At 34.1% G+C, this 15,175-nt stretch carries 12 protein-coding genes; 4 read left to right on the top strand and 8 right to left on the bottom strand.

The annotated features are described in order from the left end of the window. Positions 1-61 precede the first annotated feature (61 nt). Genes BMZ76_RS14910 through BMZ76_RS14900 form a run of 3 tightly spaced genes read right to left on the bottom strand, consistent with a single transcriptional unit; the run spans position 62 to position 3,093 of the window. Entirely contained in the window at positions 62-1,141 is a 1,080-nt protein-coding gene (locus tag BMZ76_RS14910) for an HlyD family secretion protein (RefSeq protein ID WP_091208812.1), read from the bottom strand. A 10-nt stretch (positions 1,142-1,151) separates the two neighbouring features. Then, positions 1,152-2,477: a TolC family protein gene (locus tag BMZ76_RS14905; protein WP_091208809.1), complete on the bottom strand. Its 1,326-nt coding sequence runs from the start codon at positions 2,475-2,477 to the stop codon at positions 1,152-1,154. Beyond that, the gene (locus BMZ76_RS14900; RefSeq protein ID WP_091208901.1) at positions 2,467-3,093 is read right to left on the bottom strand and encodes a TetR/AcrR family transcriptional regulator; all 627 of its coding nucleotides are present in this window, start codon (positions 3,091-3,093) and stop codon (positions 2,467-2,469) included. Before BMZ76_RS14900 ends, BMZ76_RS14905 begins: the two co-directional genes overlap by 11 nt. A 455-nt stretch (positions 3,094-3,548) precedes the next feature. Between BMZ76_RS14900 and BMZ76_RS14895 the strand changes: the two genes are divergently transcribed. Further along, on the top strand, positions 3,549-4,103 hold the full coding sequence (locus tag BMZ76_RS14895) for a C40 family peptidase (protein WP_091208806.1): 555 nt from the start codon (positions 3,549-3,551) through the stop codon (positions 4,101-4,103). A 439-nt stretch (positions 4,104-4,542) separates the two neighbouring features. Here BMZ76_RS14895 and BMZ76_RS14890 read toward each other — a convergent pair whose 3' ends face one another. Next, positions 4,543-5,604: an alkaline phosphatase D family protein gene (locus BMZ76_RS14890; protein WP_091208803.1), complete on the bottom strand. Its 1,062-nt coding sequence runs from the start codon at positions 5,602-5,604 to the stop codon at positions 4,543-4,545. 301 nt (positions 5,605-5,905) lie between these two features. Here BMZ76_RS14890 and BMZ76_RS14885 point away from each other — a divergent pair, with 301 nt between their 5' ends. Then, entirely contained in the window at positions 5,906-8,374 is a 2,469-nt protein-coding gene (locus tag BMZ76_RS14885; RefSeq protein WP_091208799.1) for a zinc-dependent metalloprotease, read from the top strand. Between the two features lie 90 nt (positions 8,375-8,464). Here the strand turns inward: BMZ76_RS14885 and BMZ76_RS14880 are convergent, their stop codons facing one another. Beyond that, positions 8,465-9,883 (bottom strand): amidohydrolase family protein, encoded by a 1,419-nt coding sequence (locus BMZ76_RS14880; protein WP_091208796.1) that lies wholly within the window; start codon positions 9,881-9,883, stop codon positions 8,465-8,467. A gap of 418 nt (positions 9,884-10,301) precedes the next feature. Here BMZ76_RS14880 and BMZ76_RS14875 point away from each other — a divergent pair, with 418 nt between their 5' ends. Beyond that, positions 10,302-11,840 carry a SulP family inorganic anion transporter gene (locus BMZ76_RS14875; RefSeq protein ID WP_091208792.1) on the top strand — a complete coding sequence of 513 codons (1,539 nt, stop codon included), beginning with the start codon at positions 10,302-10,304 and terminating at the stop codon, positions 11,838-11,840. A gap of 189 nt (positions 11,841-12,029) precedes the next feature. Here the strand turns inward: BMZ76_RS14875 and BMZ76_RS14870 are convergent, their stop codons facing one another. Both BMZ76_RS14870 and BMZ76_RS14865 read right to left on the bottom strand, forming a co-directional pair. After that, on the bottom strand, positions 12,030-13,292 hold the full coding sequence (locus BMZ76_RS14870) for an NAD(P)/FAD-dependent oxidoreductase (RefSeq protein ID WP_262987289.1): 1,263 nt from the start codon (positions 13,290-13,292) through the stop codon (positions 12,030-12,032). A gap of 63 nt (positions 13,293-13,355) precedes the next feature. Continuing rightward, positions 13,356-13,877 (bottom strand): GNAT family N-acetyltransferase, encoded by a 522-nt coding sequence (locus BMZ76_RS14865; protein ID WP_091208786.1) that lies wholly within the window; start codon positions 13,875-13,877, stop codon positions 13,356-13,358. 162 nt (positions 13,878-14,039) lie between these two features. Between BMZ76_RS14865 and yaaA the strand changes: the two genes are divergently transcribed. After that, positions 14,040-14,798 (top strand): peroxide stress protein YaaA, encoded by a 759-nt coding sequence (gene yaaA, locus BMZ76_RS14860; RefSeq protein ID WP_091208783.1) that lies wholly within the window; start codon positions 14,040-14,042, stop codon positions 14,796-14,798. 61 nt (positions 14,799-14,859) lie between these two features. Here the strand turns inward: yaaA and BMZ76_RS14855 are convergent. After that, the coding region (locus BMZ76_RS14855; protein WP_143071075.1) for an IS30 family transposase at positions 14,860-15,175 on the bottom strand (316 nt) is incomplete at its 5' end.

The following is a 15,175-nucleotide window of genomic DNA, read 5'->3' as shown; positions in this document are numbered from 1 at the left end:
ACTATCATTTTCTTAAAACTATTGCCATTTTTGACATTTTAGAACCTGCCAAAGTTTTGATTTATTTTAAATGTACATCGACATCCACATTCATTCCCGGGCGAAGTAATTTTATTTTTTCAGGATCATTTGTTGCGCTCAAACTTATTTTAACCGGTAATCTCTGGATTGTTTTTACAAAATTTCCTGTAGCATTATCAGGAGGAAGTAATGAAAAACGAGAGCCTGTAGCAGGAGAAAACGAAGTAATTGAACCTTGAAAATCATAACCCGGATACGCATCTACTTTTACGGTAACTTTTTGTCCAATGACCATTTTGTTCAATTGAGTCTCTTTGAAATTAGCAATTACCCATGCCTCCTTGTTATTGATGATGTAAAATAACGATTGTCCCGGTTGTACTAATTGTCCCGGTTGAATGTCGATTTTTGAAACCTGACCGTCAATTGCAGCAGTTACAGCAGTGTAACTTAAATTTAATTTCGCGGCATCCAATATTGCTTGAGCTCTTTTGATATTGGCAGCAGCCACTTCCGTTTGTTTGTCTGAAACTTTCGATTTAGCTACAATAACTGATTTTTGAAAAGCCGTTGCTCGCTGTTGTTGTTGTAAAACACGTACTTGGCTTTCTGCTTCAAGTTTTGCGGCTAAAGATTGCTCATATTGTTGTTTTGTAATCGAATGGCTTTTGAATAAATTCTCATATCGGTTGTAATCACTCGTAATTCGGCCCAATCGTATTTTTGCCGATTCGATATTTCCTCCGGCTGATTGTACATTGGCATCAGAAACTGAAATGTTAGCCAAAGCACTTCCAATATCCGCTTTAGAAACTTCAAAACTACCTTCAGCACCAACCATAGCGGCATTAGCTTCTTCAATTTTTAACTGATAATCTCTTTTGTCAATTGTAAAAAGCGTGTCGCCTTTCTTCACAAAATCATTGTCTTTGATGTACACTTTATCGACATATCCCGAAACTCTTGGAATAATAGGGTTCATGTTTTTTTCAATTTGCGCATCGTCTGTTTCTTCGTGAGCCAAGGAATGCCTGTATTTATAAGTTCCGTAAGTACCGCCTAACACTACCAAGGCCACAAGGATAATAATAAATTTTGAATTCTTTTTTTTCTTTTGCATGGTAGTATGATTATTTTTGAGCTAGATTGAATGATTGTGATAATTGACCAGTTACGGAGAGTAACTCGTAGTATTTTTGGATGGTATTGGCTTTCGCCAAAGCTTTACTGATTTTTGAATTTAGTTGTTCCACATCAGCTTCGAGTAGATCATTAGTGTCCGAAAGTCCATTGTCATATTTGTCTTTTACAATTCGGTAATTTTCACTCGCTTGTTCTTGTGCTTCCTCGTAAACCGTGGTTTGTTTTAAAGCTAAATCGTAATCTTCAATCGCTTTTTGAACTTGAACTTTAATATAATCAGTTAACAGAGCTTCAGAATTTTGTACTTCTAAAAAATTATTTTCTGCAAGTCGGACCAAGGTTCCATTTTTTAGAATAGCACTTAAATCATAAGAAATTCCAACACCGATATTCATCGCATTTTGAACAGTGATTACATTGCTCAGGTTTAATGCGGTATATCCTCCAATGATTGCAATTGCAGGATAATACGACCCTTTTGCTATTTTTATATTCGCTTCACTTGCTTTTCCCTGATATCGAATAGCTTCTAAATCCTTACGATTTTCTAATGCCGGCAATTCATTAATTGGGATATTTATCATTTGGAAATCAGCAAAATCATCTTCGCGAATTTCCAGTTTGGTGTCTGGATTTAATTTTAAAAGTGTAACCAAATAAAAGTTGATTACTTTTAAATTATTATTCGTTTCATCTAATGACAATTGTATTTTCGAAGCTTGTAATTTAGATTTTAACAGATCATTTCTTGGAATAATTCCGTTTTTTTCGAGTTCTACAAAATCTTTAACACGTTGCTTGGCGCTTTTTTGGTTTTCTTTCAGCAGTTCAATTGTTTTTTGTGCTTTGTATAAACTGGCATAATATTCAATCACCCGCAAAGCAATTTCCTCCTTTGTTTGAGCAGCAGTAGCCATTTCAGCTTCGTACAGATTCTGATATGCTTTGATGCTGTTTTGAATTTTAAAACCAGAAAAAACAGGAACACTAGCATTCAATTGTCCCACCATTAATTGATTGACAATAGGAAGTTGCTGGGCGCTGTTATTTTGATTCAGTTTAAAATCTACCGATGCATTTGCCAATCTTTGGTATTGTCCGGATAGTTTCAAATCAGGATACTGGTTGTTTTTCGTAGATTGCAATTCGTACTTTTTGGTTTTTACTTTCGTGTTGGCCAGCGTAACTTCATTGCTTTTGGTCCAAGCCAAATTAATGGCTTCGTTCAATGTTAAATTTGTTTTTTCTTGTGCTTCTATTGATGAAATTCCAATAAAGAAAATCCCAAAGAGCATGAATTGACTAACTTTCATATATTAGAAGTGCTTTTATAGTTTGTTGTATGTGCTTGGTCAAATTGGTTTTGATGTAATTGTTATATAAATCCTCCGTTTTCAAGTTCAATAAATTTTCGAAGAATGGTTTGTTCATGTGAAAATGAAAGAAAGTACCCAAAATGGTTGGTGTAATAAGCGGAATAATTACATCTTTTCTGAAAATGCCTTTTCTCTGACCTTCTTCAATAATGGTTTCAAGGGATTTTAGATTTCCTTTTTTTAATTCAGAAAAAGCCTGTAGATTTTGTTCTCTTTTTTTGGAAGTGAATTCGAAATGTAAAATTCTGTAGATACCTCTGTTACTGTTAATTCTATTGATGTAAAGTTCAATTAGTTTGTTGATTTTTTCAATGGGTTCCAGATCTTCCTTTAATAGATTCTCTAATTGATTTTTGAGGTCGGAAGTTCTATATATAATAAGCGATTCCAACAAACGTTCTTTGGAACCAAAGTAATATGAAACCATGGCAATATTGATTTTTGCCACTTTAGCTATGTTTCTAATGGAAGTACCATCAAATCCTTTTTCTGCAAAAAGTATTTCGGCAACTTCGAGGATTTGAATTTGTTTGTCGTTAAAAGTACTTTTCAATGGAATCAAATTTTTCAAGAAACAAAACTAAACAAGCGTTTAATTTAAACAACTGTTTAGTTTTTGTTTAACATATTTTTAACATTAAATAAAGTGTCGCATATTATGTTTTTTTTGATACTTCAAATACATAATATATATAAAAAATAAACAAGAATCTAACGGTTAATATTGACCCGTGCGGTAAAATTAAACATATTTGATTTTAACATTATTTATCAGTCTATAATAATTCTTACTATCAATTACCTAAAATCAGCAATCATATTTAATGCAAAATCCTATAAGTTAGACATTTTGTATGGCTTCCCAAATGTATTATGGGATCGACAATCAATATTCAAAGAACTTAAACCTATAAAACTCTAAAACTTTTTTCATTATATTTGACATATATAATCCATTTATTTTACTTAAAATAACTAAACACAACGGGTTAATTTAATTTTTTTACTATGAAATTTAAAAGTATAAATACCATAAAATTGACACTGTTCATTGGTTTATCGCTTCTTGTTTTAGGAAGTATCGCGTATGGTTCATCAAAAGCGGGTGGATTTTCATCTCAAAGAAGTGAAACCATTTTCAAAAACTCACTAGTAGATCCAATTGACAATAATGGCTATTTGGGAGATAAGATTGTGAATTTCGGAATGGGATTATTAGGAACACCTTATGTTACAGCTGGCTGCAGCAAGAATGGTTTTGATTGTTCCGGATTTGTTTACTTTGTCTACAATCATTTTAAAATTCAGGTTCCGCGCAGCTCTTCACAGTTTAATAATTTTGGTAAAGAAATCCCGATTGACGATGTAAAAAAAGGTGATATTCTATTGTTTTTGAGTCCTACCAGAAATGTTATTGGGCATATTGGTATCGTATCAAATCCAAAAGGAATGGAAAGTGATTTTATTCACTCCACCTCAGGTCGTGAAATGAAAGTGGTTGTTACAAGTCTAACAAAGCCCGGCTATAAGCGTAGATTTGTGAAAGCAATACGTGTTTTGTAATTTTATTATTTTAAGAAAATAGTAATCTAAAATCTATTTTATTATTATTAAAAATGATTCGATTTGCTTTCTAGTTATACTATTCGTAGAAAATACATCAATAATGGTGGCTTCATGGTTAATTAATGTAAAATGATTTCCTCTTATTAAAGTAATCAAACTATGATTGGTTATTCCAAAACGAAAATATTTCCCTTCAATTTCTAGTTGATGATATTATACAGTTTCTTTATTGTCAAATAGATTTTGTGTCAAAACAAATAATGAATTGGTAATCGATTCGAAATTTTCTATTCTTTTCTTAATATCGTTATTCTTTTCAGTAAGATATAATTCGATGAGATGTTTCTGTTTTCTTTCATAATAATTTACTACCACAATTATGAACTCGATTCAATTTGTATTTCTCAAATATTATCGAATAATTCCCGCAAAAATGCTACTTTTTAAAACTAATTTCATCCAGCCCAATCGTGTATTCCGCACGTTGGTTGTCATTGATATCCCAAATTTCCATTTTTATTTTTGGGCTTTTCTTTTTCCAGTCAATCGTTAATAAGCCAAAATGGTTTTCCATAATTGGACCTTCAATTCTGTTTTTGTTCGGTGTCGCAAAATGCCAGGTTGAGGAGAGTCCGCTGGAGGTAAAATCGTAAATAGGATACAATCCGGGTTCCGTAAGTTTAGAGATTTCAGCATAATGCACATCTCCGGTTAAAAACAAAACGCCGTTTGCTTTCGTTTTCTTGATGAGATTTAAGAATCTTTTTTGCTCCAGCGGAAAATTAGCCCAACCTTCGTAGCCGTTGTATTCAATTCCAAACTGAGACCCTGAACCAATCAGTCGGATATCAGCAGGTTTTTGTAGTTCTGCTTCCAGCCAATTCCATTGCGCAGTTCCTAAATAAGTGGAATCTGGGTTTTGTAAAGGCGTGTAATCCAATGAGTAGAAATACCGTTTATCATCCTTAACTTCTCCATTGTATTTCTTGTAATCATCCCTGAAAGTGCGGTTATCCAACAGGATTATCTGTACTTTTTTGCCTTTGTTTTCATACATATTGGATGTGTATATTCCTTCGTGTTTTCGTCTTTCGGAATCTGCAGGTTCATCAAAAAACTTCAAGAATAGTTCTTTTGATTCCTCCTTTTTTGGATAATGCCGACCCGCATCATTTTGACCGTAATCGTGATCGTCCCAGGTAGCAATGATGGGTACATTTTGTTTCAAATTTTGAAAAGTAGCTTTAGCCGCCAATCGATCGTATTTGGCTTGTAGTGTTTTCATATTGTCCGTGTCTCCGTAAATGTTGTCGCCCAGAAATACAAATAAATCCGGTTGGTGTTTTACCACAACATCAAAAATGAGTAATGGATTATTTTGGTTCGAACACGATCCAAAAGCAATTTTTGAGATGTTCTTTTGCGAGAAACCATTCCATGAGACTAGTATGACAGCTACTAAAAAGAAGGATTTTTTAACGATATTATTTTGAATCATAATTTGATTTTTAGTGTTTTAAAGTTTCTATGTAAAAGGGAAGTCGTTTCCAAAAGAATTACCAGTTTCCACAAAATTTAAATACTGACCGCAATGGATCGTATTAATTCCAAAAAAAAACGTATTTCCAAATGTAACAAAAAAAGGATTCTAATAAAATGAAGCTAAAAACAAACTGCCGTTCAAACACCCTAAAAAGTCTGGAACGTTTGTTAATTAAAAGTTAAACCAATGAATATTATATAATTTGCTTATGCTAAAATATATTTTTGATATTGATTAACCACTTAATAACCATTAAATGAAGAAATTTTTCATTTTAACAGCAATTGTTACAGCAATGCTTGTGCCTACCAACCAATTTGCACAATCCAAAAGAAAAAGAGATAAAAACGCCACTGTAGTTCCGCCACCGGAGAAGAAACCGGAAGCTACCATTAAGGAATACAGCAAAATAATCACTAAAGATGCCGTTTCAGACGAAGGCTTATTTACGGTTCATAAAGTAGATAAAAAATATTTCTTCGAAATCCCAAATAAATACTTAGATAAAGACATGCTTTTGGTAAGTCGGTTGTCTAAATTGCCTTCTAATTTAGGCGGTGGATATGTAAACGCAGGTTCCGAAACCAATGAGCAACTGATTGTTTGGCAACGTTTTCAAGATAAAATCCTTATCAAATTAAAGTCGTTCAGTGCTGTTGCCAATGACAGTTTACCCATCAGTATTTCAGTGAAATCCAATAATTATGAGCCTACTTTATTCGCTTTTGATATCGTAGCTTTCAGCAAAGATTCTGCAAATACGGTGATTGATGTAACCAAATTTTATGGCACCGATGTAAAATCAATTAGTGGTTTATCAGGTGAAATGAGAGAAACTTATAAGGTAAAAGGACTGGATGAAACCCGAAGTTTTATCAATACAATGAAAAGTTTCCCCATGAATATTGAAGTAATTCAGGATTTTACTTACAACGCTTCAAAACCGCCGGTGCAGGCAGATTCAGAAACAATCAGTATTCAAATGAATCAATCGATGATTTTATTGCCTGAAAAACTAATGCAACCCCGATTGGCCGATCCGCGAGTGGGTTGGTTTACGATGAATCAAATTGATTATGGAAGTAATGAATTAAAATCCGACAGTAAAAGCTACATCCGCCGTTGGAAATTGGAACCAAAAGATCCTATCGCTTACGCAAAAGGCGAACTCGTGGAACCCATAAAACCAATTGTTTATTATTTAGATCCTGCCACGCCTGAAAAATTGCGAAAGTACATCAAACAAGGAATTGAAGATTGGCAAAAGCCTTTTGAAACGGCTGGTTTTAAAAACGCGATTATCGCGAAAGATCCCCCAACGAAAGAACAAGATCCTGACTTTAGCCCGGAAGACATTCGGTATTCCGTGATTCGGTACGTGGCGAGTACGACACGTAATGCGGTTGGACCAAGTGTTTCTGATCCTAGAACAGGAGAAATTATCGAGAGTGATGTAATTTGGTACCATAACCATTTGCGGTCGTACCGAAACCGTTATTTGTTAGAAACTGGAGCAGCAAATCCTTCGGCAAGAACGTTAAATACAAGCGATGAAGAAATGGGTGAAATGATGCGAATGGTTATCGCTCATGAAGTGGGGCATGCTCTTGGTTTTCCGCACAATATGGGAGCAAGTTGCGCTTATGATACTGAAAATTACAGAGATGGAGCCTTTACTCAGAAAAACGGAATCGCAGCAAGTTTGATGGATTATGCCCGTTTTAATTATATCGCTCAACCCGGAGATAAAAACGTGCGTTTCATTCGCCAAATGGGACCTTACGATCATTATGCTACGAATTGGGGATACAGATTCATTCCAAATGTGACTTCTCCTGAAGCAGAAGTACCCACATTAGACAAATGGATTATGGAAAAAGCGGAAAATCCTATTTACAAATTCGGGAAACAAAGCAGTAATTTTGATCCAACGTCACAAACAGAAGATATTGGAAATAATTCGATGAAAGCTGGTACTTATGGCCTTAAAAATTTGCAATACGTAGCGGCACATTTACCGGAATGGACTAGTGATGTAACTAATAATTACGAAGATTTAGATGAGTTGTACAAAGAAATGCTGGATGTTTGGAGCAGATATGTTGGACATGTAGTGACCAATGTTGGAGGTGTTTATGAAGCTACAAAAAAGCCAATCCAAAAGGGAAGTATTTATGACATTGTACCAAAAGCAAAACAGCAAGAAGCGATGCAGTGGTTGCAAACCAATGCTTTTGCTTCTCCAAGCTGGTTGGTGAATGTAAATACATTGAAAAACATTGATTACGCGGGTTACACCGAGCGTTTCCGAAATGTACAATCCAGACATTTAAACAGTGTGTTGAGTTTTGAACGTATTGGTCGATTGATGGATGCCGAGATAATGGGAACGGCAAATTATAAAGCCTTGGATTTATTAGGTGATATGCGTAAAGGAATTTGGAAAGAGGCTAATTTGCCATCGAATGTGACTATTTACAGAAGAAATTTGCAAAGGGCGTACATCGAAAGAATGGCATATCTAATGAAAGAAGAAATCAAATCCGGTAGTGCTTCTGACTATTATAATGTTGCGCAATCAGATTTGAGAGGATTGGTTAGAGGTGAGTTGAATGCTTTAAGAAGCACTTTGTCAGTTGCTAAAACGAGAGCTGTAAATGCAGAAACAAAATACCATTATGAAGATGCCATCAAAAGAATTGAGTTAATCTTAAACCCGAAATAATGGCAATTCAGCAGATTATATTTACCCAAAAATCCGCTTTCGAGCGGATTTTTTGTTTTCATAAAGTTAATTTTGTAATAAGAATACAATTTATTTCAAAGGAAAATTAGCCTCAAAAGCTTTAAATCTCGAGTCTAAATCTTTTATTAATTGCTTTTTTACGACATTTTCTTTTATAAAACTGTAATTGATGCTATTGTACACATATTGTTTAATATCAGTATAGGAAACGATTTTGTATCTTTTGGCTAGTAAAACATATTGCTCGGTCATATTGGTTCTTAATATTCCTGCGTCATCGGTACTAATTACTATTGGTACGGCAAATTCTTTATATAACGACAATGGATGACGACTTTCTTTTACTTTTAAAATGAATTCATTACTCACTAAATTAATTTCAATAGGAATGGTTTTCTTCGCCATATAACGCAATAAATCATACGAATCTTTCTCATACGCCATATCTACTCCGTGACCGATGCGATTGGCTCCTGCAGTGTACACGGCAGCGCCTATGTGCCAAGTCAAATCTTCCGGTTGTACCAAACCAAGAGTCAGTTCGCCGGCATGCATCGTGTACTTTACATTTGGATAACGGGAATGACAGTATTTAAACATCACCATGTGCAACCAATAATCTTTCATCGAAGTTTCGCCATCTTCAGGAGAAACAATGTTAACTCCTGCCATCAACGGACTTTCATCTGCCGAAATGAATGCAATTACCAAATTTTTGAATAAGTCTACGGGTTCCATAAATCGCAACACAAAATTTTGATACCGCATCGTAAATTGCTTGTCATCAATTTTGAGGTCTTTGTGAAGCTTTGCCACAAAATTGGTATTGAATGCTGTAGCGTAGGATTTAGCATCTTTTTTTAGTAAAGAATTGTAAACAGAATCCAATGTTTTTAGAATTGCTTTTTCGTCTTTTACCAAAGCTAATTTTCGCAATCGGAAATTGAATTTCGTCAAATCATCCGTGTTCATTGCAGTTGGAATCGTAGATAATTGTGTTTCGATGTAACTGACATTTTCTGAAATAGCTCTGTTTTTAAGTTCCAATAATCCTTGTCCAAAATTCCCTTTGATGGCCGGTTCGAACTTCATAAACGATTCGAAAAACAGCTTGTCTGATGGGTAATCCACATAATTATAATCTTTTACAGACCATTTTTGCATGATTTTTTGTTTATAAACGTCTAATGTTCCGTTACTTTTTAATATTGAAAATTGAATCCAGTTACCGGCTGCTGGTTTTTCTTTTAAAACACCCATCGTTTCTGTATTGAGATAAAAATCATCAGCAATAGCGCGTTCCAATAAAGGTTCAGCGTAAATAGAACCCGAAAAATGATGATGTAAATCGCCACCTTTTGGCATTTGCGAGAAGAAAGCAGTTAGTTCTGCTTCATTGTTTCTGATCTTTTCAAAATAGTCATTCGTCGATTGAGAATAGCAAATATTTAAAAGAAGAGTGAAGAATAAAGTATAAAGTAATTTCATATTTTTTAATTGGATCGATAATATTTAAGTTCTTTTTAAAAAAAAAGTCCTAAATTATGCCAAATTTAAGCAATTTCGTTTTCTGTTTGGTTAAGCAATATAAAAGTTTTATTTTTGCAGCATATTTATGAAAAACAGTACTCATTTTATCTCCGTTACTCCGCCTTGATTTATAGTCTTTAAATCGAAGAATATCACCTAAAAATTTGCATTAAATTTTTTGAAGACGCTTTCTACAGACGAAAATGTCTGATCAATACATTTTATGAACAATGACAGTATTTATTTTAGTACCGTTACCATGGCTATTTTTTTAGATTTTTTAAATTTAAAGATAATTCCTAAAGCATTTTATTATTTTTTTTCGATATGATTTCAGCAACTGCTATTGTATCACACATCCTATTTGAATTTTTTTATGAAAAAAGTATTTAATTTATTTGATTTATCACAAAAGGTAAATTACAAAACAGAAATTTTAGCTGGTTTAACGGTTGCTATGACGATGATTCCGGAATCCCTATCATTTGCTATTCTTGCAGGTTTTCCGCCGTTAATGGGACTGTATGCTTCCTTTATAGCTGGTTTAATTACGGCAGTATTTGGAGGCAGACCCGGAATGATATCAGGAGGAGCAGGTGCAACGGTAATTGTTTTAATTGCTTTAATGAAGTCAAATGGTTTAGAATATGTTTTTGCAGCGGTTGCTTTAGCAGGTATTTTACAAATTTTAGTGGGCGTTTTTAAACTGGGCAAATTTATCCGATTAGTGCCGCATCCCGTTATGTTTGGTTTTGTCAATGGATTGGCAATCATTATATTCATGTCTCAATTGGAACAATTTAAAATGGTGGTTAATGGAGAGATCACATGGCTTAAAGGCACTCCAATGTTGATTATGGCAGGTTTAGTTGCTTTAACTATTGGAATTGTTGTATTTCTGCCGAAATTAACAAAAGCAATTCCATCATCTTTAGTAGCCATTATAGTTGTATTCCTTTTGGTTTTTTTATTAGGAATAGAAACAAAAACCGTGAAAGATATTGCCTCTGTAAGTGGTGGTTTTCCTCCATTTCACATTCCGAATATTCCACTCACTTTAGAGACTTTAAAAATAATTTTTCCTTATGCCTTAATTATGGCTGCAGTAGGATTGACCGAAGGCTTACTGACCTTGAATTTAGTCGATGAAATCACTGAGACTCGTGGTAATGGTAATAGAGAATGTATAGCACAAGGGAGTTCTAATATTTTGAACGGCTTTTTCTTCGGTATGGGAGGTTGCCCAATGATAGCGCAAACATTGGTTAACTTATCAGCAGGATCTAGAGCCCGTTTGTCTGGTATTGTCGCTTCAATAACAATTCTTATAATTATCTTATTTGGTGCTCCGGTAATTGAACTATTACCTATGGCCGCTTTGGTTGGTGTAATGATTATGGTTGCCATAGGAACTTTTGAATGGGCGAGTTTGAAAATATTTAATAAAATGCCCAAAAACGATGTTTTTCTTGTGATTTTAGTTGCTTTAATTACTGTTTTATTGCATAATCTTGCTTTGGCTGTTTTGATAGGCGTGATTATTTCAGCTTTGGTTTTTTCGTGGGAAAGTGCTAAACGCATTCGCGCAAGAAAATTTTTTGATGAAAATGGAGTGAAGCACTATGAAATATATGGACCTTTATTTTTTGCATCTACAACTGCTTTTACTGAAAAGTTTGACGTGTTAAATGATCCAAATGAAGTTATTATCGATTTTAAGGAAAGTCGAGTTTCTGATATGTCAGCAATTGAAGCATTGAATGTTATTACAAATCGTTATCACAAGCAAGGTAAAAAAGTACATTTACGCCATTTAAGTACCGATTGTATAACGTTACTTAAAAATGCAGAAGCCATCATTGATGTAAATATTATGGAAGATCCAACGTATAAATTAGTGATTGATCGACTTTAATTTCAATAAGCGAAATAAAAGTTTAGTTCTGAAACTTCTAATTGGATCAGTTCATGGACTGCATAATAATTAAAAAACTATGCCACGGATCTCACAAATCCCCGAAAATTTATTTGTGTTGATATGTGTAATCCGTGGCAAATTTGTTGAATGCTATAACTTGGCAAACTTTTATTTTAAAATAACAAACTATATTTTCATCGCTTCGGCAGCTAATCGTCCCGTTTTTAGAGCGGCATTGATAGAGCCATTCAGCAAGTTGTCTCCGCAAATAAATAACGTATCTGAAATTTTTATTTCAGAAGCAGCTATTTCATTCTGCACACTTTCCTGGGTTGGTAAAGCATATTCAATGCGATACGCCTTCAGCATTTTCCACGAATTTACTTTTTCACCATACCATTGTTTCAACTCTTCTTTCATATTTTTAACCAAAGTTGCGTCATCAACAGTTGGGATTGCATTGTAAGAAACGGAAATAAGCACTTTCCCTTTTGGCGCATACGCTTTGGAAACATTTGAGATTACAGTCAAATTATTCACCCATTTTTTCTGCGATGAAGCATTTAAAATAACAACTGCTTTTTTAGTAGGCGCTTCAATGGCTTCAAAATAAATATTGGTTACCTGATGCGATGTCATTTTTTGCTTCGGAAAGTATTTTTGGGTCAAGGCATTAGCGGTCGTAGCTAAAAGGATTTGGTTAGCTTCAAAAACGGTTCCGTCTTCAGTAGTTAAGGTATTTCCTTCAATAGCAATGACTTTTGTGTTACACTGAATACTGCCTTCTGGAAGCATGGCGACTAATTGTTTGGGTATTTCTTCCATTCCCAAAGCAGGAACCGCAACATCACCATCTGAAAACATTTTCATTACAAAATCGAACATTCTACGGGAAGTTTTCAATTCATTTTCCAAAAAGATACCGGAAAGAAAAGGAGCGTAAAAGCGTTGAATCATTTTTGGGCTAAAACCATAATCCGCCAGTTGCTTGCGAGTCGTTTGTTCAGGTTGTTCGAAAATTTCGTCAATCGTTAATTTTTGCAGTTTATTTTTTAACCAAAGGGTATTGATTTTGTCTTTTAGAGTGCCAACGGGCGCAAAAAGTGTTGCAAGTGCAGCTAAAGGTCTTCGGAATGGATCTGCAATTTCAAAACTGCCTCCGTCATAAAGCACGGTTGCTCCGGGTAACATTTTTTTTAGTTGTAAATCATTATAATTAAGTAGAGCTTTTGTCTCAGGATACGCAGTCAAAAGGACTTGAAAACCTCTGTCGAAAAGAAAACCTTCATGAGCATCGGTTTTTATTCTTCCGCCCGCGCGATCACTAGCTTCTAAAAGGAGAACTTTTCGCCCTTGACGGTGCAAGTGAACAGCCGCAGCCAATCCCGCTAATCCAGCTCCCACAATAATTACATCCTGTTTCATAGTTTTTGATAATATTTGGTACAAAAATAAGCCAAATAGGGTTTTAGAATTGCTTCTGTCAGTTACAATTTAAAATTTAATTATTGTTTAATGTAATCGAAATTGCATCAATAAATCAGTTTGCTCGTCGTTACCCATTATAAAAACGTGTTTATCAAATACAATAAACCCATTTTTAGTATAAAATCGTAGTGCTCTGTGATTTTCTTCCCACACACCGAGCCAAACAGAATCAACGCCAGAACTTTTTGCGATTTTTTTTACCTCGTCAAGCAAAAGCTGTCCGATATTTTTTCCATGAAAATTTTGCAGAACATAAATCCGTTGCACTTCTAAAGCATTTTCGTTGATAGATTCAGTTTGGGCATCGCCAAAGTTTATTTTCAGATATCCCACTGCTTCTGAATCAGAATACGCAATATAAAACTGAGAATTAGCATTGTTTAATTCAGTTTCTAATTGTTTCAAATTGAAACTTTCTCTTAGATAATTGGCAATGTTTTCGGGCGTATTTACAGCGGCAAAAGTCTCTTCAAAAGTTTGGCTACTTATATTTTGAATTGTTTCCAAATCTGATACCGTTGCCTTTCTAATTTCGATCGTGTTCATAATTATTTATTGGTGTTTTACAACTCAAAAATAATTAAATTGGTGAACAATTTTCATTATCTATTGCACTATTAAACAAATCAATTTAAAGATTCTTGATTTCTTGATTTCAATTAGTACTTTTGGGAGAATTAATAATAAGAGCTCGAAAGAGTATTGTGTATGAAAATTGTAATATCGCCAGCCAAGTCTTTAAATTTTGACAAACAGTTACCCACTCAATTGCACACCGAACCTTTGTTCTTAAAAGAATCGAGACAGATTCACAAAGTTTTAAAAGAGAAAAAGCCCGCTGATTTATCGGATTTAATGAGTATTTCAGATAAACTGGCTGATTTGAACTGGAAGCGAAATCAAGAATGGCAAACACCATTTACGACTTTAAATGCACGTCCGGCAGTATATACTTTTGATGGGGATGTGTACATTGGATTAGACGCTTATTCGATTGCAGAAAAAAAAATAGAAGCCCTACAGGATTGTTTGAGAATACTATCTGGTTTGTATGGATTACTGAAACCGTTGGATTTGATTCAGGCGTATCGACTGGAAATGGGAACTAAATTACCTATTGGCGAAAGCAAAAACTTATATGAATTTTGGAAGCCGGCCGTTACAAAAGCTTTAAATAAAGAGCTTAAAAAAGACGAATTGTTTATCAATTTAGCCAGTAATGAATATTTTTCAGCAATAGATGTCAAGGCGTTAAAAGTTCCTGTAATCACACCAGAATTTAAAGATTACAAAAACGGAAAACTAAAAATCATCAGTTTTTTTGCCAAAAAGGCGAGGGGAATGATGGTGCGCTATATTATTGATAACGATGTTAAAACGATAGATGATTTAAAAGGTTTCAATTACGATGGTTATCAATTTGATCATAATTTATCGGAAGGCAATAATTTGGTTTTCACGAGATAATCAGCGTTTTAAATATTAATATTTTAAAATTGACACGGATCAATTTTAAAATATGCAGGATTCAAGTTATAAATGCAACTTTTTGATTAAACATAAAATTAGGTGTTTCAAAATTAAATCTTTTTCTTGGTCTATTGTTTAATTTCTCTTGTATTTCTATAATTTTCTCTGGAGTTATTTCATCAAATGATGATGATTTGGGTATGTATTGTCTTATTAATCCATTTAGATTTTCATTTGCACCACGTTCCCAAGGGCTGTAAGGGTTGGCAAAGAAAAAATCTATTTCAAGTGCCGAACTGATCTCTTGATGTTGCGCAAACTCTTTCCCATTATCAGAAGTTATTGTATTTATAAAGTGTTTCCAGTTCTGTAGT

The organism is Flavobacterium xueshanense (assembly GCF_900112975.1).
GTDB lineage: Bacteria > Bacteroidota > Bacteroidia > Flavobacteriales > Flavobacteriaceae > Flavobacterium > Flavobacterium xueshanense.
This window is presented reverse-complemented; position numbering and strand designations above follow the sequence as displayed.

Bases quoted from the DNA above. Each gene is read 5' to 3' on its own strand.
- BMZ76_RS14905 (WP_091208809.1), bottom strand. From the start codon at position 2,477: ATGAAAGTTAGTCAATTCATGCTCTTTGGGATTTTCTTTATTGGAATT.
- BMZ76_RS14910 (WP_091208812.1), bottom strand. From the start codon at position 1,141: ATGCAAAAGAAAAAAAAGAATTCAAAATTTATTATTATCCTTGTGGCC.
- BMZ76_RS14890 (WP_091208803.1), bottom strand. From the start codon at position 5,604: ATGATTCAAAATAATATCGTTAAAAAATCCTTCTTTTTAGTAGCTGTC.
- BMZ76_RS14875 (WP_091208792.1), top strand. From the start codon at position 10,302: ATGAAAAAAGTATTTAATTTATTTGATTTATCACAAAAGGTAAATTAC.
- yaaA (WP_091208783.1), top strand. From the start codon at position 14,040: ATGAAAATTGTAATATCGCCAGCCAAGTCTTTAAATTTTGACAAACAG.
- BMZ76_RS14885 (WP_091208799.1), top strand. From the start codon at position 5,906: ATGAAGAAATTTTTCATTTTAACAGCAATTGTTACAGCAATGCTTGTG.
- BMZ76_RS14895 (WP_091208806.1), top strand. From the start codon at position 3,549: ATGAAATTTAAAAGTATAAATACCATAAAATTGACACTGTTCATTGGT.
- BMZ76_RS14880 (WP_091208796.1), bottom strand. From the start codon at position 9,883: ATGAAATTACTTTATACTTTATTCTTCACTCTTCTTTTAAATATTTGC.
- BMZ76_RS14865 (WP_091208786.1), bottom strand. From the start codon at position 13,877: ATGAACACGATCGAAATTAGAAAGGCAACGGTATCAGATTTGGAAACA.